This is a genomic window from Pseudomonas sp. Irchel s3h9, from assembly GCF_900187475.1.
Classification (GTDB): domain Bacteria; phylum Pseudomonadota; class Gammaproteobacteria; order Pseudomonadales; family Pseudomonadaceae; genus Aquipseudomonas; species Aquipseudomonas neuropathica.
The window spans coordinates 99,798-122,808 of the sequence record NZ_FYDH01000014.1 but is presented as its reverse complement, the minus strand read 5'-3'; the positions used below and the strand labels follow the sequence as shown (position 1 = coordinate 122,808).

Sequence of the window (23,011 nt, the reverse complement as noted above, 5' to 3'; positions counted from 1 at the left end):
AGCTCCGATGGAATAGTTCTCGGCGCTGCCCTGACAGGAGCACTCCGATGACTTTGCCCCCCGAGACCGATGAGAACTCCACGGACAGCAATACGCTGGCCCTAGGAGCACCAGATATTCCCGCATGGATTTCACCGATTGGTGGTAATGAGGGTTACCACGGCGGCATTGGCGCCGCCCCCCTTAATGCCGATCTGCTCGTCAGCGTTGATCCGTGGCTCGATAACGCAATAGGCCAAAGGTGCCAGCTCTTCTGGGGCGACGACGTAACTCCCGTACTGACGGAAATCCTCGACACCTCCGAAAAACTTACAGCCCCCGTTTTTTTCCATGTACCGGCGGGCCAGATACTGGATGGAAGGGCGTTTCCGGTTTTTTATCGTATTATCCGTTCGAGCCACAACGAAGCCGACTCGTTCAAGCTCAACATTCTGATCAAGCGAACACTTCCGGGTGGTGTGCTCGATAAACCCGAACCACAAGGTCATCCCCGCCTGTTGTATAGCTTCATTCCCGATATCGGGAAGGGTGTCGATGCCGCAATGGCAAAAAACGGCATTGTCATGCTTATCGAACCTTATCCGAACATCACGCCATTCGACCGCATAATGGCGCGATGGGGCAATGAAGAACAGGTGATGTTTTATCCCGTCACTCCTGAGCAAATAAGTGACCCGAAAAACCATCCGATTTTAATCTTGTTCGATGAGAAGCTGATCAAGCGTGCGGGGGATGGTAAGCACTCAATTACCTTCCAGGTGATTGATCGCTGTGGCAACCGTCCACATGCCTTTGCCCCTTGGGCCATTCCCACTGAAGTCAGCGTAAACGTGAATCGCATACCTGCACCCACGGTTACAGGCGAACAAGGAGATGTACTGGATCCTGCTTACCTTTCCAGCATTCAGGTTGTTGCCTCAGGTGCCGGTCTATTGGCCGACGACAGCGTCCGCGTTCATTGGCAGGGGCGAATAGAGCGCGAGACTACGCCCAAGACCTATTCAGGAAACGGAGCACTAGAGTTCCCTATACCGTTGGCTTGGGCCAACGAAAGCGACCAAAGCGCGGTCGATGTCACCTTGCGCGTGGCTCGTGGAAGTGCATCGCCCGAGTCCGAGGCTAAATCCTTCACAGTCAAAACCACAATCATCTTGAAGCCCGCCAAAGTCCTGGAAGCCTATGGCGCGCAAGGTGATCGCCTGAAAATGTCCGACATCTACACTGCCAGGCACATAACAGTTCAGATTGAACAATATGTAGGAATGGCGATTGGGCAGACCATTCGTGTCCGTTACGCGTCCGCGCGGCATGTCTACGACAGTGCAATCACACCGGTGACGGCCGTTGGCGCAATGAACCTGAACGTTCCACGCATGGAAGTTGTGGATTCCATAGGCAGTACCGTTCCCGTCAGTTTCACGGTACGTACCTACCCGAACGGCCCATTGCACCGATCCGATCCGCTTAGCCTGGCGGTAGACGCCCAGGAATTCGTGCTGCCCCCTCCAAGGCTTACCCCCGACCAAACCACAGTGACGGTGCGATATCCGGCAATGGCCAACGGATATCAGGCACGCGTCCGTTTCGGCGGAATCATCACCCGCCGGACGCAATGGCAGGATATGAAAACAGGGGTCACTGCAGAGTTTTCAATCCCCGCGGACTGGGTATCAGAAAACAAAGGAAAAACCGTATTGATCAACTACAGCGTGAATCAGATCGGTATCGATGAGCAAAGCCAGTTCTCTCAGGTGTTGAGAGTAGAGCTGTAAGCAGTGCAGGCAATCCGCCGCGCACTTGATGTCCCCAAAAGGAGTTAAAGAGATGAGTACTGAACTCAATGCATTGGACCTTACTGCCCCCAAAGTTCTGGAGGCCTACGGTGTTGACGGTAAACGTCTGAACTTCAACGACGTTTATAACAGCACACATGTCAATGTGCAGGTGCCACACTACGTCGGCATGCTCGGCGGGCAAACCGTGAGGGTACGCTGGACAAATGGCCGTTATAAATATGACACCGAGACACTGACCGTAGGCATCCCCGGAAAGCTGAACTTTAGAATTCCTCGCCTGGAAGTTATCGATTCCATTGACAGCCTTGTCACTGTCAACTATAGCGTCCGCCCGACCCCTGGCGCGCCGCTGCTCATTTCCAAATCACTCTCATTGAGTATCGACCCACAACTATTTGATCTCAGTCAGCCGCGACTTTCTGCAGACAGAAAAAATGTAACCGTCAAGTTCTTGAACATGACTTCCGGTTATACCGTAAGAGTAAGGTGGCATGGCGTGGTGGTCCGGGATACCGAGAGCCAGCCGATTCAAAACAGTTCGTCGATGACCTTTAACATTCCGGCACACTGGGTAACAGAAAACGCGGGCAAGGTCGTGCCGATAAACTACAGCGTTCACCGCTCAGGCTCTAACGATAATCTAATGTTTTCTCGTGTATTGCGCGTCACGCTTTGAATCCCCCCGAAAAAAAAGGCATAAAGTGCAGATAATCCACACCTTATGCCTTTCAACCTCAATCGCGACGAGCGCGCTTAACGTCCTTTCACCGCTGTGGCCTGATCTGCTTCATGAAAACTGAACGCGGCCGCTGCCCCGGGTGCAAGATCCACTCTGATAACAGGCAACACATCACCGGTCATGTTGAAATAGTCCTGCTGGATGTACTTGGCCCCCGTCACCCCTGAACCACCGTCTTGGCGTTGAAGATAGAAAAACGCGTAAAGCGGTAGTTGCTTCGGAATATCCTGGGGCCAAAGAGACATGATTATCTCGTTGTGCTGTGGGCGCTCACCCGCAGGCGGCTCAAAATGAGCTCGCGCTTCAAGGCTGATGGCAAACTGTTCAACACTAGAAGTGAATCCACATTGATGTCTATTTCTGTTTGAAAAAGATCCGGAACCCGCCACTGATCGATAATGTGTTTTCCACTTCTCTAGAGTGGTGACACCTTCTTCGGGGCAGGAACGACTGTTGGCGGGATAGGAACTGTGCGCTCCACAACCACCAACGCCTGCGCGGTACCAACTCGCGGCATCCGTAGGAAACGAGCACAGTAGGCTGATCGGATAGGTGCCCAGCCGCTCTGCAGTGGCGAAGTCCTTGAAAATAAAACCGTGAAGATCTCCCCACGCCAGTGTTGTGATGCCTAAATCCTTACGCAGGTAAGAAAAAGGAACCCCTTTCTTGTTGATTGCCGTAGGGCTTGGATTCCAGGAATGGTAAGACGGCTTGGCCCCAGTGGTACGCACTATCACACCACTGCAATAATACGCAGGCTTTGCGCTACAGTTATTTGAAACATTGTTGTATCGGCTGTTCAGCCTTTCCGCGACCAACTGACCGAATCGTTGATCTTTCGCATCAAAACTGAATATCTGCTTGTTGGCTGCGGCCATATTGATTTTCACAATAGGGACGTACAAAGACGTCTCAAGATAATACTCACGTTGAAATTTCTGTGCGTCCGCCAATTTAGCCGGTGATGAAGCCTCGTAAAACACGGCCTCGACTGGAAGTTTCTCAGGCTTGCTTTCATCCCAGGTTTCAACCAGGACCTCAGTGGGCTTGGCCGTCCACGTTGCATCCATGAGCTTGTGTGCTTCCAGACTGGCCTTGAATTGCGCAGCGACAACCGTACTTAACGAACATTGGTTCTTTGGCAAAGAATCATGTTCCTTGAAATTTTTCAACCATGCCGCAGCCGTAGTGGGAGAGCCCCATAACTTTGCACAATTGGCAAGATCAGGATCCGCTTGTGCCACTTTCGGTGCAAATCCACAACCGTGGTCTGCCCGTTCATTGAGTGATTCGGTCGGAAAAGGGAAAATACAACGCAGACTCACGGCCTTACCCACCGCCAATGCTGAAGTCTGGTCCTTCAAGATAAAGCCGCTTTTTCTGTTCCCATTAAATGTAGTACTACCGACATCCGAGCGGATATAAGTGAATGCAACGGATCCAAGTTTTGTGGCCTGTGAACCATAATCCCAGAATTTGAAAAATGTGCTGTAGTCTACCGCCCGCAAAAGAACACCGGAACAATAATAGGCAGGAGTGCCATTTGAACACTGCGCAACATTGTTTTGATATTTTGCATTCAAGTCTGCCACTAACGCCGGACCAGACATGGCATTAACAGCAGCGGAAAAAACTAAAGTCAAGAACAGTAAGAGTTTCATATTCACACCCTGATGAAGTTGATTTCATCTTGAGTATGTTGAGCATCAAAGATTGTTATCTACTGTCAGATCTGACAGTCCCGACAGGCGGTACTTTATGCATAAATGAAAAGATCGCAGCCTTCGACCGCTCCTACATCAGGATTAGCGTTTCCCCTGTAGGCGCTGCCGAACGCTGCGATCTTTTGATATTGCTTGCCGCTATAAGCTCGAAGCTCTTAGCTGCCCTTATGTAACTTGCGCATCAACTCCGCCTCAGCCTGGGTCAACCCACACGACTGAGTCAGTTCATCCACGCTTGCGCCCATGCCCACCAGTTTCGCCGCCTGGGCGAATGACAGGCTCGACGGGTCGCGTTGTTCAAGCGCGACAATCTTGTCCGGCAACGGATTCACCACCGCGCGCAACTCGTGCAGGGCGTCGCCCATGCGCACGTTGCCGTTCTGGTAGTCGTCGACACGCTTGGCCAAGTCTTTGATGCGCTGGTCACGCAACGCATCGCCCTGAGCCTGTTGCGCAGCGATCACCCGCTGCGCCTTGATGTACGTCACAAACATTGCCAGTGTGCCTGCCCAGAAGAGGAACAGGACAATGACCGCGACCTCGAGAATCAATCAGATGCTCTCCAGTTCCGACCATTCTTCTTCGCTCATCATCTTGTCCAGCTCGACCAGGATCAGCAACTCGTTGTTCTTGTTGCACACGCCCTGGATGAACTTGGCCGACTCTTCGTTGCCAACGTTCGGCGCCGTCTCGATTTCCGACTGACGCAGATAAACCACTTCGGCCACGCTGTCGACCATGATGCCGACGACTTGCTTGTCGGCTTCGATGATGACGATACGGGTGTTGTCGCTGATCTCACCGGTGCTCAGGCCGAAGCGCTGACGGGTGTCGATCACGGTGACCACGTTACCGCGCAGGTTGATGATACCCAGCACGTAGCTTGGCGCGCCCGGCACCGGAGCGATCTCGGTGTAGCGCAGCACTTCCTGAACGCGCATTACGTTGATGCCGTAAGTCTCGTTGTCCAGTTTGAAGGTCACCCATTGCAGGATCGGATCTTCAGAACCTTTTGCATTCGTCGCCTGACTACTCATACCCTGACCCCTCGAAAAAACCGCTCTGAGCGGTGTGTGTTCTGTGTGGCGGCATTCAACAATGCCGTCGCCTGATTGTTATGTCGGCTGCTATGTCGGTTTATGTAGCGGCTTGTGGCCGCCGAGGTGCTTTGCCCCACCGCTGGCGATCAACTCGGCCAGTGCGGAAACGTCAAGCAATGCACACATGTGCTCAATCACGGTGCCGGCGAGCCATGGCCGCTGACCCCGGTGACTTCTCCATTTGATTTCATTCGGGTCCAGACGCAACGAGCGGCTGACCTGATGCACCGCCAGCCCCCACTCGTAACCTTGTACCGAAATCACGTACTGCAGGCCCTGACGGAAGTCATCGCGGTAGCGATCCGGCATGACCCAGCGCGCGGTGTCCAACACTTTCAAATTACCGGCCTGGCTCGGCAGGATGCCGAGGAACCATTCCGGCTGACCGAACAGCGGCGTCAGCTCGTGGCCGGCCAGCGAGTAGATCGAGCCGAGGCACACCAGCGGCACCGCGAGGGTCAGCCCGGCGACGTCGAACAGCAGGCATTCGAACGCTTCCGAGGCCCAGGCCGGGCGACCATCGGTTTCCACCGGTGGCGGCGTATTGCTCGGCGGCAGATGTACCTCCACCAGCGGTGGAACCAGCGTCTGTTCGACAGGCGCGGGTGCAACCGGAGCTGGGGCCGGTTCGACCACTGCCGGTTCCGGCGCGGTTTTCAGCAATTGGGTTTGCAGCAGCGGTGCCAATGTCGAGACCGGCGCGCGAACCGGCTCGGCTTCTTCAATCAATGTAACCGATGCCTTGGCGACCGGTGCGGCGGCAGGCGCAACAACCGGTGCGACAGGTTTGGCAGCCTTCTGCGCGTCACGCGCCTGCTCTTCCAGCACTGCGGCCTGAAACTCGTCCAGCGCCTCGGTACTTTCTTCGACAACTTCGACTGGCGTCGGCAACGCGTCAGGAATTTCCTGGAGCAAACTGTCCAGATACGACTGCAAGGCCAACTGCGGCTTCGACGTCAACTTCAAAGGCCGGTTCATGCACAGTCCCCTGTAGGAGCTGCCGCAGGCTGCGATCTTTTGATCTTTTCAGGAGCGCCACTAAGCAAGATCAAAAGATCGCAGCCTGCGGCAGCTCCTACAAGGTTCAACGTCATTCAAGCCACCTGCGGAACAAGTTGTTGCGCCAACAGATGCTTGAGCAGCGCGCGATACGCCAGCACGCCACGGCTCTTGCCGTCGAATTGCGAAGGCGTGACACCGGCACGGCTGGCGTCGCGCAGACGGGTGTCGACCGGGATGTAACCCTGCCAGATCTCGTCGGGGAATTTGTCGCGCAGCACGCGCAAGGTATGCATCGATGCCTGGGTACGACGATCAAACAGGGTCGGCACGATGCTGAACGGCAGCGCCTGTTTGCGCGAGCGGTTGATCATCGCCAGGGTGTTGACCATGCGTTCCAGGCCTTTGACGGCCAGGTGTTCGGTCTGCACCGGGATCACCAGTTGCTGGCTCGCCGCGAGGGCGTTGACCATCAGCACGCCGAGCAACGGCGGGCTGTCGATGACGGCGTAATCAAAGTCCTGCCACAGCTGCGCCAGACTCTTGGCGATCACCAGACCCAAGCCACTCTGTCCCGGCGACTGCCGCTCAAGGGTTGCCAACGCGGTGCTCGATGGCAGCAGGGAAATGCGTTCGTCGCTGGTCGACAACAGCAACTGCCCCGGCAGGCCTTGCGGCACGCTGCCCTTGTGCAGAAACAGGTCGTAATTGCTGTGTTCCAGGCTGTCGGGGTCATAGCCGAAATAGCTGGTCATCGAGCCGTGCGGGTCGAGATCGACCACAACCACGCGCTTGCCCGCCTCCGCCAGCAATCCGGCTAAAGCGATGGAAGATGTGGTTTTACCGACACCACCCTTTTGATTGGCGACTGCCCAGACTCTCATTCGGTTCGTTCCTCCCGGCCGATATGCTCGACCGAGACATAGCTCAGCGTGTTAATGCGGGTGACGGAGAATTGACGGCACTCTCGCGTCCCGGCGTCTTGACCGGGGTCGGTGCAGTTTGTGTGCCAGCACGCTTCAACGCAGCATCCGGTTGCGCATGGGCGGTTCCAGTGCCGGTCAGGCTGCGGCGCACATCGAGGTTTCGCGACACCACCAGTACGACGCGACGGTTCTTCGCGCGGCCTTCAGCGGTGGCGTTGTTGGCCACCGGCTGAAACTCACCGTAACCCACTGATGCCAGGCGACCAGGGTTGACGCCCTGCATCGCCAGCATGCGCACGATGCTCGCCGAGCGCGCCGAGGACAGCTCCCAGTTGGTCGGGTACTGCGCAGTGCGGATCGGTTGATCGTCGGTGAAACCTTCGACATGGATCGGGTTATCGAACGGTTTCAGAATCGCTGCAACCTTGTCGATGATGTTGAAGGCGATGTCACTCGGCATGGCGTCGCCGCTGCCGAACAACAGGCTGGAGTTGAGCTCGATCTCGACCCACAACTCGTTGCCGCGCACGGTCATCTGATTGGAGCTGATCAAATCGCCGAACGCGGCGCTGATGTCATCGGCGATGCTTTTCAGCGGATCGCTGGCACCGGCAATACCGGCGTCAACCTGCTCAGCGTCCTTGACCAGCGGCTTGGCCGGGGTCACGGTCTTCGGTCGTTCATCGCCAATCGGGATCGGTTTGAGCGAGCGGTCGGAGTCGGTGAAGACGCCGATCAGCGCTTCGGAAATGACTTTGTACTTGCCTTCGTTGATCGACGAAATCGAGTACATGACCACGAAGAACGCGAACAGCAGCGTGATGAAGTCAGCGTAGGAAACCAGCCAGCGTTCGTGGTTTACATGCTCTTCCTGGTGGCGACGACGTGCCATGAGGTTATTCCCTTAATCCATGAAGCCTTGCAGCTTCAACTCAATGGAGCGAGGGTTTTCACCTTCGGCGATCGACAAGATCCCTTCCAGCAACATTTCGCGATAACGCGACTGCCGCAACGCGATTGACTTCAGCTTGGCCGCCACTGGCAGCAACACCAGGTTGGCACTGGCCACGCCGTAAATGGTCGCGACGAAGGCCACGGCAATGCCGCTGCCCAATTGCGTCGGATCGGCGAGGTTGCCCATCACGTGGATCAGGCCCATCACCGCACCGATGATGCCGATGGTTGGCGCGTAGCCGCCCATGCTTTCAAAGACTTTCGCCGCTTCGATGTCACGGGCTTCCTGGGTGTAGAAGTCCACTTCGAGGATGCTGCGGATCGCTTCCGGCTCGGCGCCATCGACCAGCAGTTGCAGGCCTTTGCGCGAGTAGTTGTCAGGTTCGGCATCAGCCACGCCTTCCAGACCCAGCAGGCCTTCCTTGCGCGCGGTGAGGCTCCAGTTGACGACGCGATCGATACCACCGGCCAGATCGACCCGTGGCGGAAACAGGATCCACGCCAGAATCTGCATGGCGCGTTTGAACGCGCTCATCGGCGATTGCAGCAGTGCGGCACCGATGGTGCCGCCCAGTACGATCAATGCCGCCGGGCCGTTGGCCAGCGCACCGAGGTGACCACCTTCAAGGTAGTTACCACCGATGATGGCGACGAACGCCATGATGATCCCGATAAGGCTTAAAACATCCATCAGAGACACGCCTCGACAATGTGCTTGCCGATGTCGTCGAGGCTGTACACCGCGTCGGCGAGGTCGGCTTTAACGATGGCCATCGGCATGCCGTAGATCACGCAGCTTGCCTCATCCTGTGCCCACACCGCGCTGCCGCCCTGCTTGAGCAGACGCGCGCCTTCACGGCCGTCGGCGCCCATGCCGGTCAACACCACCGCCAGAACTTTGTCGCCGTAGGATTTCGCCGCCGAACCGAAGGTGATGTCCACGCACGGCTTGTAGTTCAGACGTTCGTCGCCCGGGAGGATTTTCACCGCGCCACGGCCGTCGATCATCATTTGCTTGCCACCCGGTGCGAGCAACGCCAGGCCCGGACGCAGGATGTCGCCATCCTCGGCTTCCTTGACGCTGATGCGGCAGAGCTTGTCGAGACGTTCGGCGAAGGCCTTGGTGAACGCTGCCGGCATGTGCTGGATCAGCACGATCGGCGCCGGGAAGTTCGCTGGCAACTGAGTCAGCACGCGTTGCAGCGCAACCGGGCCGCCAGTCGAGGTACCGATGGCAACCAGTTTGTAGGCCTTGCGTTTCGGCGCGGGCGACGAAGCGCTGGCGGCCGGGGCGCGAGTCGGCGCTGGAGCTGGAGCCGGACGCGTTGGTGCACTGGTGCTGTGGCTGCTGAAGCTCGACGCTGCCGGAGCAGGCGTCGGCGCTGGTGCAGCAACCGGCGCAGGCGCGCTGTAGGCACTGAAACGACGGTTACTGCGCGAGATGCTATGCACTTTCTCGCACAGCAGTTGCTTGACCTTCTCGGGATTGCGCGAGATGTCTTCGAAATTCTTCGGCAGGAAATCCACCGCGCCGGCGTCCAGCGCATCCAGGGTGACCCGGGCGCCTTCGTGCGTCAGCGAGGAGAACATCAACACCGGGGTCGGGCAGCGCTGCATGATGTGCCGCACCGCCGTGATGCCGTCCATCATCGGCATCTCGTAGTCCATGGTGATCACGTCCGGCTTGAGCGCCAGCGCCTGATCAATCGCCTCTTTACCGTTGGTTGCGGTGCCGACCACCTGGATGCTCGGATCCGCTGAAAGAATTTCCGAGACGCGGCGGCGGAAAAAACCCGAATCGTCCACCACCAGGACTTTGACTGCCATAAACACTCCATTAGGTGCCGCGGGACGTTGTCGCCCCGCCGCCCCGGATTCAAATACGCCGTGCGGCGTAACGCTTGAGCATGCTTGGAACATCGAGAATCAGCGCGATGCGGCCGTCACCGGTAATGGTGGCGCCGGACATGCCCGGAGTGCCCTGCAGCATTTTGCCCAATGGCTTGATGACCACCTCTTCCTGACCGACCAGTTGATCGACGACGAAGCCGATCCGCTGGGTGCCCACCGAAAGGATCACCACGTGGCCTTCACGCTGCTCTTCGTGAGCGGCGGAGCTGACCAGCCAGCGCTTGAGGTAGAACAACGGCAGCGCCTTGTCCCGCACGATCACCACTTCCTGGCCGTCGACGACGTTGGTGGTCGACAGGTCGAGGTGGAAGATTTCGTTGACGTTGACCAACGGGAACGCAAACGCCTGATTGCCGAGCATGACCATCAGGGTTGGCATGATCGCGAGGGTCAGCGGCACCTTGATGACGATCTTCGAGCCCTGGCCCTTGGTCGAGTAAATGTTGATCGAACCGTTGAGCTGGGAAATCTTGGTCTTCACCACGTCCATGCCGACACCGCGGCCGGACACGTCGGAGATCTCGGTCTTGGTCGAGAAACCCGGGGCGAAAATCAGGTTGTAGCACTCGGTATCGCTCAGGCGATCGGCTGCGTCCTTGTCCATCACACCGCGTTTTACCGCGATGGCGCGCAGGACGTTCGGGTCCATGCCTTTGCCGTCATCGGAAATCGACAACAGGATGTGGTCGCCTTCCTGCTCGGCGGCCAGAACAACACGACCGCCACGGGCCTTGCCCGATGCCTCGCGCTCTTCCGGCGACTCGATGCCGTGGTCAACAGCGTTGCGCACCAAGTGGACCAGCGGGTCGGCCAGGGCCTCGACAAGGTTTTTGTCGAGGTCGGTTTCTTCGCCCACCAGTTCCAGGTTGATCTCTTTCTTGAGCTGACGCGCGAGGTCGCGAACCAGACGCGGGAAGCGCCCGAAGACCTTCTTGATCGGCTGCATCCGCGTCTTCATCACCGCGGTCTGCAAGTCAGCCGTGACCACGTCGAGGTTCGACACGGCCTTGGACATGGCTTCGTCGCCGCTGTTGAGGCCCAGGCGCACCAGACGGTTACGCACCAGCACCAACTCGCCGACCATGTTCATGATTTCGTCGAGACGCGCGGTGTCAACCCGCACGGTGGTCTCGGCTTCGCTAGCCGGTTTTTCCGGTGGCGGCGCAGCGGCGGCACGGGCCGGAGCCGGTGCAGCAGCGGCAGCCGGTTTCGGCGCTTCGGCTTTCGGCTCAGGCTTGGGAGCTGCCTTTGGCGCAGCAGCCGGAGCGGCCGCAGCCTTGGCGGCAGGCGCAGCCACCGTGGAAGCAGCGCCGGCAGTCGCGGCGCCAACGTCAGTGAACTTGCCTTTGCCGTGCAATTCGTCGAGCAGCGATTCGAACTCGTGATCGCTGATCAGATCGCTGCCGGCTGCGGCGGCTGCCGGCGCGGCTGGCGCAGCCGGTGCCGAGGCGATCGCCGATTCCAGTGCTTCAACGGCAAAGTTGCCCTTGCCATGCAGTTGATCGAGCAGGGCTTCGAATTCGTCGTCGGTGATATCCGAGCTGTCGCCCGCCGCCGGGGCTACCGCAGCCGCTGCGGTCGGAGCCACGGCATCCGCCGCGAACTGGCCTTTGCCATGCAACTGATCGAGCAAAGACTCGAACTCGGCGTCAGTGATTTCGTCGCTCGCGGCTTCAGCGGCCGTTTGCGCAGGTGCAACAGCGGCCGGGGCTTCAGCTTCAGCCTTGACGGCGTTCAGCGAGTCCAGCAGTTGTTCAAATTCGTTATCGGTGATGTCGCCAGACGCGTCGCCTTCGACGACCAGTTCTTCGATCATCTCGGCCACCGGCGATGCCGGGGCGGCATCCGCCGATTGCGGTTCGGCCAGACGCGCCAGGGCGGCCAGCAGTTCCGGGGTGGCAGCGGTGATCGGTGCACGCTCACGGACTTCGCTGAACATGCTGTTCACCGCGTCCAGTGCTTCGAGGACAACGTCCATCAGTTCTGCATCAACGCGACGCTCACCCTTGCGCAGGATGTCGAACACGTTTTCGGCGATGTGACAGCACTCCACCAGCTCATTGAGCTGAAGGAAGCCGGCGCCCCCTTTTACAGTGTGGAAACCGCGAAAAATTGCGTTGAGCAGATCTGCGTCATCCGGACGGCTTTCCAGCTCGACCAGTTGTTCGGACAGTTGCTCAAGAATCTCGCCGGCCTCAACCAGGAAATCCTGAAGGATCTCTTCATCGGCGCCGAAGCTCATTAATGGGGTGCTCCTACAGGTCTAAAAACCCAAAAAACCTAAAATTCCACAACTCTAGAATCCGAGGCTGGATAACAAATCGTCCACATCGTCCTGACCGGACACAACGTCTTCTCGTTTATCGGCATGAATCTGCGGACCTTCACCCTGCGAGAGATGTTTTTGTGGATCTTTTTCTGCAAGCATCGCGGCGCGGTCATGTTCGATGCCCGCAAAGCGGTCGACCTGACTGGCCATGAGGACGAGTTTGAGCAAATTGCTTTCGACTTCGGTGACCAGTTGGGTCACACGCTTGATCACCTGACCGGTCAGGTCCTGGTAATCCTGGGCCAGCAGGATGTCGTTGAGATTGCTCGACACCGCACGGTTGTCCGTGCTGCTGCGTGACAGAAAACCGTCGACCCGGCGCGCCAGCTCGCGGAACTCTTCAGCCCCGACCTCGCGACGCATGAAGCGACCCCAATCGGCGCTCAAGGTCTGCGCTTCATCAGCCAGACTGTTGACCACCGGCGTGGCGCTTTCCACCAGATCCATGGTGCGGTTGGCCGCGGCCTCTGTCAGCTTGACCACATAGCCCAGGCGTTCGGTGGCGTCGGTGATTTGCGACACTTCCTCGGCCTGCGGCATGTTCGGATCGATCTGGAAGTTGACGATCGCACTGTGCAGTTCACGTGTGAGCTTGCCGACTTCCTGGTACAGGCCACGGTCACGGGTCTGATTGAGCTCATGGATCAGTTGCACAGCGTCGCCGAACCTGCCTTTTTCAAGGCTTTCGACCAGTTCGACCGCGTGTTTTTTCAGGGTCGACTCGAAATCGCCCTGTGAAGATTCGTTATGCTCCATAGCTCCCCCGCGCGTTCATCAGCCGATGCGTTCGAAAATCTTCTCGATTTTGTCTTTCAACGCCTGAGCCGTGAAAGGTTTGACTACGTAGCCGTTTACACCGGCCTGAGCGGCTTCAATGATCTGCTCGCGCTTGGCTTCTGCAGTCACCATCAGCACTGGCAGGTGCTTGAGTTTTTCATCGGCACGCACGTGGCGCAGCAGGTCGATACCGGTCATGCCCGGCATGTTCCAGTCCGTTACCAGAAAGTCGATGCTTCCGCTGTTGAGCACTGGAATGGCAGTCACGCCATCGTCAGCCTCGACGGTGTTGGTGAACCCAAGATCACGCAGCAGGTTCTTGATGATCCGCCGCATCGTTGAGAAGTCATCAACGATGAGGATTTTCATGTCTTTGTTCAATTCGACCTCCAAGCAGTCTTAAACGCGCCCAGCACCTGGACGCGCCACTTCAATCAATCGGCGCAGCACTCGAAGACTGTCTGGAGCACAACAGAGCAAGACCGGTGCCGTTCATCACCGCACCAGCCTCGTTCGCAGTGTCCCCACACTGCCTTCAGCGCGCTCGCCACTCCCCCAAACGCCCCCGCAAACGGGCCGCGCACTGGCTGTGTAACTGGCTGACCCGCGATTCACTGACGCCAAGGACTTCACCGATCTCCTTGAGGTTCAGCTCTTCGTCGTAGTACAGCGCCAACACCAGTCGCTCACGCTCCGGCAAATTGGCAATCGCGTCCGCCAACGCTGCCTGGAAACGTTCATCTTCCAGATCGCGTGACGGCTCCATATGAGCACTCGCGCCATCCTCGTGCAGCCCTTCGTGTTCGCCGTCCTGCAACAGGTCGTCGAAACTGAACAGGCGACTGCCCAAGGTGTCATTCAAAATCCCGTAGTAATCGTCGAGACTCAATTGGAGTTCGGCCGCAACCTCGTGATCTTTAGCATCACGGCCGGTTTTAGCTTCAATTGAGCGAATCGCGTCGCTGACCATACGGGTATTGCGGTGAACCGAGCGTGGCGCCCAGTCCCCTTTGCGCACTTCGTCGAGCATCGCACCGCGGATTCGTATGCCCGCGTACGTTTCGAAACTGGCGCCTTTGCTGGCGTCGTATTTGGTCGAGACTTCAAGCAGGCCGATCATCCCGGCCTGGATCAGGTCTTCGACCTGCACACTCGCCGGCAAGCGCGCCAGCAAGTGGTAGGCAATGCGTTTGACCAGTGGCGCGTAACGCTCGATCAACTCGTACTGCGCGTCACGTGCCGACTTCTTGTAGTAGTTCATACCGCTTGCGGTCATAGCACGGGCCCTGCCGTTTGCTGCACGAGGCGCTCGACGAAAAACTCAAGATGGCCACGCGGGTTGGCGGGCAGCGGCCAGGTGTCGACCTTCTGCGCGATCGCCTTGAACGCCAGCGCGCACTTGGAACGCGGAAAGGCTTCGTACACCGCGCGCTGCTTCTGCACCGCTTTACGCACGCTTTCGTCGTAAGGCACGGCGCCGACGTATTGTAGGGCCACGTCAAGAAAGCGATCCGTGACCTTGGTCAACTTGGCGAACAGGTTGCGCCCTTCCTGCGGGCTCTGCGCCATGTTGGCGAGGACGCGGAAGCGGTTCATGCCGTAATCGCGGTTGAGCAGTTTGATCAGCGCGTAAGCGTCAGTGATCGAGGTCGGCTCATCGCAGACCACCAGCAACACTTCTTGCGCGGCGCGAACAAAACTGACTACCGAGTCACCAATACCCGCAGCAGTGTCGATCACCAGTACATCGAGATTGTCACCGATGTCGCTGAACGCCTGAATCAGGCCGGCATGTTGCGCCGGGCTCAGGTGCACCATGCTTTGCGTGCCGGACGCCGCCGGCACGATGCGAATGCCACCGGGGCCTTGCAACAGCACGTCGCGCAGCTCGCACCGGCCTTCGATGACGTCGGCCAGCGTGCGTTTAGGGGTCAGCCCCAACAATACGTCAACGTTCGCCAGACCCAGGTCGGCGTCCAGCAGCATGACCCGACGGCCAAGCTCTGCCAGCGCCAGCGACAAGTTCACTGACACGTTAGTCTTGCCGACGCCACCTTTGCCGCCGGTCACCGCGATCACCTGTACGGGATGCATGCTGCCCATGTTATTTCTTTACCTTGTCTTGCATAGACGGAGGCCACATTACTGGCTGCGCGTTCACAACCGGAACAATGCATGGCAGACCATCGATGTAGGTACAAAAACTGTTCATGAATACCTCAGCCTACCTGCTTGGTCGGGCTGTGATAGATATCAGCGAACATGTCAGCCATGGCTTCTTCGCTGGGTTCTTCCTGCATTTGCACGCTGACGGCGCGGCTGACCAGTTGATGACGGCGCGGCAGATGCAAATCATCCGGAATCCGTGGGCCATCGGTCAGGTACGCGACCGGCAATTCATGACTGATCGCCAGGCTCAACACTTCGCCAAGGCTGGCCGTTTCATCCAGTTTAGTCAGGATGCAGCCGGCAAGCCCGCAACGCTTGTAACTGTGATAAGCGGCGGTTAGAACCTGTTTCTGGCTGGTGGTTGCCAAGACCAGATAATTTTTTGAACGAATGCCACGCCCGGCCAGACTTTCCAGCTGCATGCGCAGGGCCGGATCGCTGGCTTGCAGGCCGGCAGTATCGATCAACACCACGCGTTTGCGCAGCAGTGGATCCAGCGCTTGCACCAGCGATTGGCCCGGATCGACGTGGGTCACTGGCACATTGAGAATGCGGCCCAGCGTCTTCAGTTGTTCCTGAGCGCCGATACGGAAACTGTCCATGCTCACCAGCGCGACATTCTGCGCGCCGTATTTGAGCACATAACGCGCGGCAAGCTTGGCGAGTGTAGTGGTCTTGCCCATGCCGGCAGGGCCGACCATGGCAATCACCCCGCCCTCTTCCAACGGCTCGACTTCCGGTACGGCAATCATCCGTGCCAGGTGCGCGAGCAACATGCGCCAGGCCTGACGCGGTTCTTCGATATCGGTGATCATCGCCAGCAGATCGCGCGACAACGGGCCGGACAGGCCGATACGTTGCAGACGGCGATACAGGTTGGCTTGCGCCGGACGGCTGCCTTGCAGCTGATTCCAGGCCAGGGTGCCGAGCTGAACTTCCATCAGCTCGCGCAGGCTGTTCAATTCAAAGCGCATCGAATCCAGTGCACGCGGATCGACACCGCCGGAGGACTGTGCAGGTGCCGGGGCCGGACGCGCCGGAGCGGCGTAAGTCGGCTCGCTCAGCGGTTCAGCGGCGGTCAGCGGCAGGCCGGCCGTCAACGGCAACCCGGCAAAGATCTGGCGATTGCTGTTGCCGTCGGCTTCGCCACGCAGGCTCAACTCGGCCTGGGCGGTGACGATGCGCGACTGGGTCTTGCGCAGCTCGTCTTCGAGTTCCATGTTCGGAACCCGTGGCGCCAGCGCCGACAATTTGTAATCCAGTGCCGCCGTCAACTCGACACCGCCGGCAATGCGGCGGTTGCCAATGATGGCGGCATCAGCGCCCAGCTCATCACGAACCAGCTTCATGGCCTGACGCATATCGGCGGCAAAGAAACGCTTAACTTGCATAAACCACTACCTCAGCCGTTGGGCCCTACTGTCGCAACGATGGTCACTTGCTTGTTGTCCGGTATTTCCTGGTAGGCCAGCACATGCAATCCAGGGACTGCGAGGCGGCCAAAGCGCGAGAGCATCGCGCGGATCGGGCCGGCTACCAAGAGGATCACCGGCTGACCTTGCATTTCCTGACGCTGCGCCGCTTCGATGAGCGAACGCTGCAGCTTCTCGGCCATGCTTGGCTCCAGCAGAACACCCTCTTCCGAGCCTTGTCCTGCCTTCTGCAGACTATTGAGCAATATTTGTTCCAACCTTGGTTCCAAGGTGATCACAGGCAGCTCGGACTCAGTGCCTACAATGCTTTGGACGATGGCGCGCGATACGCCGACCCGCACAGCAGCCACCAGCGCGGCGGTATCTTGACTCTTCGCGGCGTTGTTGGCGATGGCTTCGGCGATGCTGCGGATATCGCGCACCGGCACATGTTCGGCAAGCAGCGCTTGCAGCACTTTGAGCAGCTGCGACAACGTGACCACGCCCGGCACCAGCTCTTCTGCCAGTTTCGGCGAGCTTTTGGCCAGCAATTGCATAAGTTGCTGCACTTCTTCGTGGCCGATCAGCTCACTGGAGTGCTTGTACAGAATCTGGTTCAAGTGGGTCGCGACCACGGTGCTGGCGTCGACCACGGTGTAACCGAGCGATTGTGCCTGGGCGCGCTGGCTGATTTCGATCCATACCGCCTCGAGGCCGAAAGCCGGATCTTTGGCGTTGATACCGTTGAGCGTGCCGTAGACCTGGCCTGGGTTGATCGCCAGTTCGCGGTCCGGGTAGATCTCGGCTTCGGCGAGGATCACGCCCATCAGGGTCAGGCGATAGGCGCTTGGCGCCAGATCGAGGTTGTCGCGGATGTGCACGGTAGGCATCAGGAAGCCCAGATCCTGCGAGAGCTTCTTGCGCACGCCCTTGATCCGCGCCAGCAATTGCCCGCCCTGGTTGCGATCCACCAGCGGAATCAGGCGATAACCGACTTCCAGACCGATCATGTCGATCGGCGTCACGTCGTCCCAGCCCAGCTCTTTGGTTTCCATGGCGCGGGCCGGCGACGGCAGCAAATCCTGCTGGCGCTTGACCTCTTCCAACGCCACGACTTTAGCAACGTTCTGCTTTTTCCAGAACAGGTACGCGCCGCCAGCGGCCAGCGCAGCCATGCTCAGGAACGAGAAGTGCGGCATGCCCGGCACCAGGCCCATGACCGCCATCAGACCGGCGGCCACCGCCAGCGCTTTCGGCGAGGCGAACATCTGGCGATTGATCTGTTTGCCCATGTCTTCCGAACCGGAAGCACGGGTCACCATGATCGCCGCCGCTGTTGATAACAACAGTGATGGCAATTGCGCCACCAAACCGTCACCGATGGTCAGCAAGGCGTAAACCTTGCCGGCATCGCCGAAGCTCATGTTGTGCTGGAAGATACCGACAGCCATACCGCCGATGAGGTTGATGAACAGAATCAGCAGGCCGGCAATGGCGTCACCACGGACGAATTTGCTGGCACCGTCCATCGAACCGTAGAACTCGGCCTCTTGGGCGACTTCCTGACGGCGCATCTTGGCCTGGTTCTGGTCGATCAGACCGGCGTTGAGGTCGGCGTCGATCGCCATTTGTTTGCCGGGCATCGCATCGAGAGTAAAGCGCGCGCTCACCTCGGAAATCCGTCCGGCACCCTTGGTGACCACGACGAAGTTGATGATCATGAGGATCGCGAAGACCACGATACCGACCACGTAGTTACCGCCGATCACCACCTCACCGAAGGCCTGAATCACCTTACCGGCAGCGGCGTGGCCGTCCTGACCGTGGAGCATCACCACCCGCGTCGAGGCCACGTTCAACGCCAGCCGCAACAGCGTCGCGACCAACAGAATCGTCGGGAACACGGCGAAATCCAGCGGCCGCAGCGCATACACGCAGACCAGCAGGACGACGATCGACAGGGCAATGTTGAAGGTGAAGAACACGTCGAGCAGGAACGGCGGCACCGGCAACATCATCATCGCCAGCATGACCAGCAGCAACAACGGCACGCCCAGATTGCCTCGACTGAGGTCGGCAACGTTTGTGCGAGCAGTGTTGAATAACTGAGAGCGATCCACCGGTTTTCCCCGTTCCTTTAAAGCAAACTTTTGACGCCCAGAGCGGGCTCACGGCGGGTACTGCAAGAAGCTTTCCAACTTTGACCGGGGAGAGAAAATATGACCAATGTAGACCTTCGCCTGCTCGCGGTAGCGGTTTGTCTGGTTCGAATTGATCGACTGAAAAATCCTCATCGCGAGCAGGCGAAGGCCTACAGGGGATTGCATTCCAGATGTCAGATTGAAATGCATTCCAAAATGTGGGAGCGAGCCTGCTCGCGAAGGGGCCCTTATGTCCGGCACAAATTTTTCGATTTAAACGAAGCTGTTTAAAAGACACCTTCAGACACGCCTTCAAGGCTACAAATCCTTGCGCCATTGCCTACAGCCAAGCCAGAATCCGCCGGCTTGTGCGTCTCGGGGTCGGGTTCTATTGTGGCCCGGTCGCTGACGAATCAGCGATCGGGTCTCGCAGCCCGTCGATCTCTGGACGCACAACACCCGCTTTTTTATGGCGGCTGTACGTGGGAGACCTTCGGGTCTGCCGGTTCTAGAGTCCCGGTCTGCGACCCGCGTATAGCTGCCACCTTCATTCGTCTCGCAGCGAACGTTGGCAGCTCCAATGACTCTAGGAGCAGTCGCAGCGCAGGACGCTGCTGGGGATTGCGCAACTGATCATGCTGGGCGAGTTGGCGGTGAATCGGGTGATGGATAATCTGGAATTGCCGAATTAACGCCTGACTACCGTGCAGAAAATCGTTCCCGTACTATGCGCGGGAACGATCCACAGTGATGGCTCCAGAACGGCTTGCCCCGCCCGGAAAGCCGCTGAAAGCGCTGATCGCCGCCACTTTCAGCCATGACGCCTATCTGACTACGTCGGGAAATACCCCATTGCCCGAGAGCGAGTCGCCCCATCAGATAAAAACACGTTGCGACTGCCCATGACCCCGTTGCTCACCAGCAACGAATGTTCGATTGCATACAAGTGCGGGTATGAAAGATTGACCGACACAAACCGCCCGTAATACAAGCCCCGCCCGCCATAGATGGGCGTCACGTCAACAAAGTTGTTATGCAAAATCCCCCATCCCATGGGTTGTCCACTGTTGTCCATGCTAACGGCACCGAACTGCCTGAACCAGGCGCCGGCCTCGGCTGCAGTCATGAAGGTATTGTTCAATATCAGCCGGTAGACATTCATCACCCGCACCGGATAAGAAACCTGGTTTTCATCGGCATCCGTCACAGTGATAGTGGTTGATTGATTACTTAGCCCCGACACTTTGCCATTGGCATCGACCGATGCTATGCCCGCATTGGCTGAACGATAGGTGTAAGGCGGCCGCCCGCCCGTTGGAACGCGCACTTGCACATTGTTGACAACCTCGCGCTCGCGTAATCCATACGCTGTGCCGCCCAACAGTTTCCAGCCATTCAAAAGCATCGTTTGCGTATCAATTGCCAGTTTTTCTGTGACTTTGACGGTATACCGCGCCACAGGAAGCACCAATGCCGCGTCCTCATCATCCGTGCTTTTCAGTGCTATTTTGCAGGTCAACGCACATCCAGAAAGATCCTTCAGAGAGTAGAACCAGCTTCGCGCCGCCTTGACGCTGATGCCTTGAGTCACTTCTTCGGCAGTCAACGCGGTACCGGGGCGCAATACCAACGGCTCAACGCCCTCGCTGCTGACCATGATCCAGACGCGCTGCCCGACCTCGGCAATCGGCAGCGGCGGCTTGACCACACATGTGAGGTCAGTCTGGATGATTCTCAGATCGATCAGCGGTACAGCACCGGCTTCGACGATATGCGGCCGAGTCAGGACGGGATCACCGTCACTGATTGTCTTGACCGTCAACATCAACGGCCTGGACTGGATCGTCTTGCCGTTTCTGATCAGCTCGTAAAGGACTTCAACCAGTTTTCCCAGATTTTCCGCAATGAATGAAGGCCGCAGCACAAAGAATGCAACGTTGTCAGCATTCAACGGTAGAGGAGCAAACGTCGGCGAACCCTCCCCCGGCGCCCCTTTGACCAGCAAACGCACTTGATCACCCGGGCGCGGACTGGCCACATGGACTCGCGCTCGGGCACCGCCATTATTTTCCAGCGGGTCAAGTACGCCATCAGGCGCACGGCGTACAGTTGGCGGCTGCAACGACTGCGCCGGATCGCCGATATACAACTCGAGCAACGCGGATGATTGCGGCAGTTCGTCTGGCCGCTCGATCCACCAGAGCACACTGAAAAACTGCTCCCGATAGAACTTGATAGCTTCGCCGTCCAGCCAAAATTCCAGATCTTTGTCTGCCCGGGTTTGATCAATCGGCAACTTGTCCCGAAAAACTACCCCGCCCGCATCGCCCCGCCCCTCCACATGCACCACATCGCCCAGGCGGGTATACGAAGCTGCTGCAACCTGAATATCCGTTCCGTACGGCACATGCGCAGGATTGAGCACACCATCAATGGCGCTAATGACCACCGGCGCAGGCAAGACAGGTTTGAAATCGTCTACACGTGCATACAGCTTTTCCGATACCAATGCAGGATTCAACGTGGCATGGCTGACCTCATACGAGACACCGACCGACCCTCGGATCAATGGAGCGATGTTGTTGCCAGTGACATTAAAGGCAATGGCCTGCCCTACCAACCGGTCGCTGACGTCGCGATACGTCTGATACAGGTGCGGGCGTCCGGAAGCACTGGTCCCCATCCAAGTCAATGTGACTCTGAAACCCTTTTTGATCCGGTCATCGGGACCGCACAACACCACGGTCTGACTTAGCGCAGGATCCAGAGTGCCGCCCACCAGATCCGTCATCCACGGCGCCGGCAGTCGCAACGTCTTTCCTTGCAAGGTGAAAATATAGATCTCTGAACGATCCGGCTCCCCCTCATCTTTGATGCGCCGGTAATCCACTTGCACCTGCCCGGACGCACTGGCAAGCACTATCGGATTGGGAATTTTGAAAGACTGAATCCCGATACGAGTAATCGATTGCTCTTCATTGTGCTCGACCACCTCTCCGCTTTGCGCCGTAGCCGTCCATTGAAGCCGGAGTTTTTGCCCCTTCACAAAACCAGTGCGCGTAATGATCTGAACTTCCAGGTCGTCGAATCCAACCTCATCAAGGCTGACCAGATCTTCATCGGCGAGAGGAACGAATACCGGATCGAGCCAGTTTTTGTCTGGATCGCTGATGACGGTCGTACGCTCCGAAAAGTCGCTGACGTTCTCTACCTGATCTTCGATCTGATAGACCACCACCGCCGGATTTGCGGGGCCCGCATCCCGGATATTCTCTGGCGAAATGAAAACACTGATCTCTTTTCCGACCTCGCTTTCCAGCACCGTGTAGGGCGTGACAGCAATGCCGTGGAAACAGAGTTTCAACTTGTCCCCTTTGGTCATGAAGGGCCAGGGAGGGATAACCGCCGTGACGCCCTCGGCAGCCACTTCCTCGTCAATGACCTGCCCGGGCTTCAACTGAAGTCGAGCCGGCTTGAGTCGTTGATGGCCGGGCAAGTCCGGCTCGGGATCGTTGCCACCCGGCGGATCGATCTTGAACCAGACTTCGATCTGCGCCCCCTCAGGGGGCTGACCGCTTTTGCGCAGAATCTCGTAGCGCAAGGTATGCACGCCGGCCGGAACCAGCTTCGCAGCGATGTGCATCACCACATCGAGATTACCGTGGTCAGCAGGCAGCACCGACGTGTCAACCAAATTCTCACCGACGTACAGTCGAATGGTGTCGCCTTCGGCCATATTCAGATAGGCCTGTACCAGCACCCGAAGTCCGTTGGCACTCGTATAAAGCAAGGGGCGGTTGACCCCCACTTGCGCCGGCGGAAAATCGATGCCTGTGAACTGCCCGGGGATATTGGGCGGGAACAACGAAAAAAGCCCCATACCTCCGTTGGAGTCAAAAGGGGTTATGTCATGTTGCGTATCGTCGATATCGTCCTCAATCGGCATCACCATCAAACCAATCATCGCCCTGCTCCTGAAAAATTCCGTAGCGGTTTGCCAAGGATCTGCAGAGGCCATTGAAAACCTCACGACA

18 protein-coding genes and 1 pseudogene are annotated in these 23,011 nt (G+C 58.0%); 3 read left to right on the top strand and 16 right to left on the bottom strand.

The window, feature by feature from the left end; all coding sequences use genetic code 11:
* Positions 1 to 47 precede the first annotated feature (47 nt).
* Both CKW26_RS22295 and CKW26_RS22290 read left to right on the top strand, forming a co-directional pair.
* Positions 48 to 1,772, top strand: coding sequence for a hypothetical protein (locus CKW26_RS22295; RefSeq protein WP_095050197.1), 1,725 nt, complete (start codon positions 48 to 50; stop codon positions 1,770 to 1,772).
* 52 nt (positions 1,773 to 1,824) lie between these two features.
* Positions 1,825 to 2,472 carry a hypothetical protein gene (locus tag CKW26_RS22290; protein ID WP_095050196.1) on the top strand — a complete coding sequence of 216 codons (648 nt, stop codon included), beginning with the start codon at positions 1,825 to 1,827 and terminating at the stop codon, positions 2,470 to 2,472.
* A 77-nt stretch (positions 2,473 to 2,549) separates the two neighbouring features.
* On the opposite strand, the gene CKW26_RS22285 is transcribed toward CKW26_RS22290, so the two are convergent.
* From CKW26_RS22285 to flhA, 15 genes are all read right to left on the bottom strand, one after another.
* Complete coding sequence (locus tag CKW26_RS22285) at positions 2,550 to 4,196, bottom strand: hypothetical protein (protein WP_095050195.1); 1,647 nt, start codon at positions 4,194 to 4,196, stop codon at positions 2,550 to 2,552.
* Between the two features lie 218 nt (positions 4,197 to 4,414).
* The gene (locus CKW26_RS22280; protein ID WP_095050194.1) at positions 4,415 to 4,810 is read right to left on the bottom strand and encodes a DUF2802 domain-containing protein; all 396 of its coding nucleotides are present in this window, start codon (positions 4,808 to 4,810) and stop codon (positions 4,415 to 4,417) included.
* Positions 4,811 to 5,296, bottom strand: a complete 486-nt coding sequence (locus CKW26_RS22275) for a chemotaxis protein CheW (protein ID WP_095050193.1) — start codon at positions 5,294 to 5,296, stop codon at positions 4,811 to 4,813. It lies immediately after the preceding gene.
* A 90-nt stretch (positions 5,297 to 5,386) separates the two neighbouring features.
* Positions 5,387 to 6,337: a CheW domain-containing protein gene (locus CKW26_RS22270; protein WP_095050192.1), complete on the bottom strand. Its 951-nt coding sequence runs from the start codon at positions 6,335 to 6,337 to the stop codon at positions 5,387 to 5,389.
* Positions 6,338 to 6,453: 116 nt separating this feature from the next.
* On the bottom strand, positions 6,454 to 7,242 hold the full coding sequence (locus CKW26_RS22265) for a ParA family protein (protein ID WP_008077691.1): 789 nt from the start codon (positions 7,240 to 7,242) through the stop codon (positions 6,454 to 6,456).
* A gap of 43 nt (positions 7,243 to 7,285) precedes the next feature.
* Positions 7,286 to 8,176 carry a flagellar motor protein MotD gene (gene motD, locus CKW26_RS22260; protein ID WP_093439795.1) on the bottom strand — a complete coding sequence of 297 codons (891 nt, stop codon included), beginning with the start codon at positions 8,174 to 8,176 and terminating at the stop codon, positions 7,286 to 7,288.
* 12 nt (positions 8,177 to 8,188) lie between these two features.
* Positions 8,189 to 8,929 (bottom strand): flagellar motor protein, encoded by a 741-nt coding sequence (locus CKW26_RS22255; protein ID WP_003222929.1) that lies wholly within the window; start codon positions 8,927 to 8,929, stop codon positions 8,189 to 8,191.
* Complete coding sequence (locus CKW26_RS22250; protein WP_095050191.1) at positions 8,929 to 10,065, bottom strand: chemotaxis response regulator protein-glutamate methylesterase; 1,137 nt, start codon at positions 10,063 to 10,065, stop codon at positions 8,929 to 8,931. The genes CKW26_RS22255 and CKW26_RS22250 overlap by 1 nt, the downstream gene beginning before the upstream one ends.
* A gap of 49 nt (positions 10,066 to 10,114) precedes the next feature.
* A complete protein-coding gene (locus CKW26_RS22245) occupies positions 10,115 to 12,391 on the bottom strand; it encodes a chemotaxis protein CheA (protein WP_095050190.1) in 2,277 nt (758 codons plus the stop codon).
* 54 nt (positions 12,392 to 12,445) lie between these two features.
* Positions 12,446 to 13,234 (bottom strand): protein phosphatase CheZ, encoded by a 789-nt coding sequence (locus tag CKW26_RS22240; protein ID WP_007920000.1) that lies wholly within the window; start codon positions 13,232 to 13,234, stop codon positions 12,446 to 12,448.
* Positions 13,235 to 13,252: 18 nt separating this feature from the next.
* On the bottom strand, positions 13,253 to 13,624 hold the full coding sequence (locus CKW26_RS22235) for a chemotaxis response regulator CheY (RefSeq protein WP_161986607.1): 372 nt from the start codon (positions 13,622 to 13,624) through the stop codon (positions 13,253 to 13,255).
* A 166-nt stretch (positions 13,625 to 13,790) separates the two neighbouring features.
* On the bottom strand, positions 13,791 to 14,531 hold the full coding sequence (gene fliA / locus CKW26_RS22230) for an RNA polymerase sigma factor FliA (protein WP_093439777.1): 741 nt from the start codon (positions 14,529 to 14,531) through the stop codon (positions 13,791 to 13,793).
* Positions 14,528 to 15,358 (bottom strand): flagellar synthesis regulator FleN, encoded by an 831-nt coding sequence (fleN, locus tag CKW26_RS22225; RefSeq protein ID WP_003222917.1) that lies wholly within the window; start codon positions 15,356 to 15,358, stop codon positions 14,528 to 14,530. The genes fliA and fleN overlap by 4 nt, the downstream gene beginning before the upstream one ends.
* Positions 15,359 to 15,474: 116 nt before the next feature.
* On the bottom strand, positions 15,475 to 16,815 hold the full coding sequence (gene flhF / locus CKW26_RS22220) for a flagellar biosynthesis protein FlhF (protein WP_008077677.1): 1,341 nt from the start codon (positions 16,813 to 16,815) through the stop codon (positions 15,475 to 15,477).
* Between the two features lie 11 nt (positions 16,816 to 16,826).
* A complete protein-coding gene (flhA, locus tag CKW26_RS22215) occupies positions 16,827 to 18,956 on the bottom strand; it encodes a flagellar biosynthesis protein FlhA (protein ID WP_093439768.1) in 2,130 nt (709 codons plus the stop codon).
* Positions 18,957 to 19,573: 617 nt separating this feature from the next.
* Between flhA and CKW26_RS30550 the strand changes: the two are divergent.
* A pseudogene (locus tag CKW26_RS30550) lies at positions 19,574 to 19,669 on the top strand (DUF6124 family protein); the annotation flags it as partial.
* 140 nt (positions 19,670 to 19,809) lie between these two features.
* Here CKW26_RS30550 and CKW26_RS22210 read toward each other — a convergent pair.
* A complete protein-coding gene (locus CKW26_RS22210) occupies positions 19,810 to 22,941 on the bottom strand; it encodes an Ig-like domain-containing protein (protein ID WP_095050189.1) in 3,132 nt (1,043 codons plus the stop codon).
* Between the last annotated feature and the right edge of the window lie 70 nt (positions 22,942 to 23,011).

Coding starts and splice junctions, on each gene's coding strand:
- flhF (WP_008077677.1), bottom strand. CDS start 16,815: ATGCAAGTTAAGCGTTTCTTTGCCGCCGATATGCGTCAGGCCATGAAG.
- CKW26_RS22240 (WP_007920000.1), bottom strand. CDS start 13,234: ATGGAGCATAACGAATCTTCACAGGGCGATTTCGAGTCGACCCTGAAA.
- CKW26_RS22295 (WP_095050197.1), top strand. CDS start 48: ATGACTTTGCCCCCCGAGACCGATGAGAACTCCACGGACAGCAATACG.
- CKW26_RS22210 (WP_095050189.1), bottom strand. CDS start 22,941: ATGATTGGTTTGATGGTGATGCCGATTGAGGACGATATCGACGATACG.
- motD (WP_093439795.1), bottom strand. CDS start 8,176: ATGGCACGTCGTCGCCACCAGGAAGAGCATGTAAACCACGAACGCTGG.
- CKW26_RS22275 (WP_095050193.1), bottom strand. CDS start 5,296: ATGAGTAGTCAGGCGACGAATGCAAAAGGTTCTGAAGATCCGATCCTG.
- CKW26_RS22235 (WP_161986607.1), bottom strand. CDS start 13,624: ATGAAAATCCTCATCGTTGATGACTTCTCAACGATGCGGCGGATCATC.
- CKW26_RS22270 (WP_095050192.1), bottom strand. CDS start 6,337: ATGAACCGGCCTTTGAAGTTGACGTCGAAGCCGCAGTTGGCCTTGCAG.
- CKW26_RS22245 (WP_095050190.1), bottom strand. CDS start 12,391: ATGAGCTTCGGCGCCGATGAAGAGATCCTTCAGGATTTCCTGGTTGAG.
- fliA (WP_093439777.1), bottom strand. CDS start 14,531: ATGACCGCAAGCGGTATGAACTACTACAAGAAGTCGGCACGTGACGCG.
- fleN (WP_003222917.1), bottom strand. CDS start 15,358: ATGGGCAGCATGCATCCCGTACAGGTGATCGCGGTGACCGGCGGCAAA.
- CKW26_RS22290 (WP_095050196.1), top strand. CDS start 1,825: ATGAGTACTGAACTCAATGCATTGGACCTTACTGCCCCCAAAGTTCTG.
- CKW26_RS22255 (WP_003222929.1), bottom strand. CDS start 8,929: ATGGATGTTTTAAGCCTTATCGGGATCATCATGGCGTTCGTCGCCATC.
- CKW26_RS22250 (WP_095050191.1), bottom strand. CDS start 10,065: ATGGCAGTCAAAGTCCTGGTGGTGGACGATTCGGGTTTTTTCCGCCGC.
- CKW26_RS22285 (WP_095050195.1), bottom strand. CDS start 4,196: ATGAAACTCTTACTGTTCTTGACTTTAGTTTTTTCCGCTGCTGTTAAT.
- CKW26_RS22265 (WP_008077691.1), bottom strand. CDS start 7,242: ATGAGAGTCTGGGCAGTCGCCAATCAAAAGGGTGGTGTCGGTAAAACC.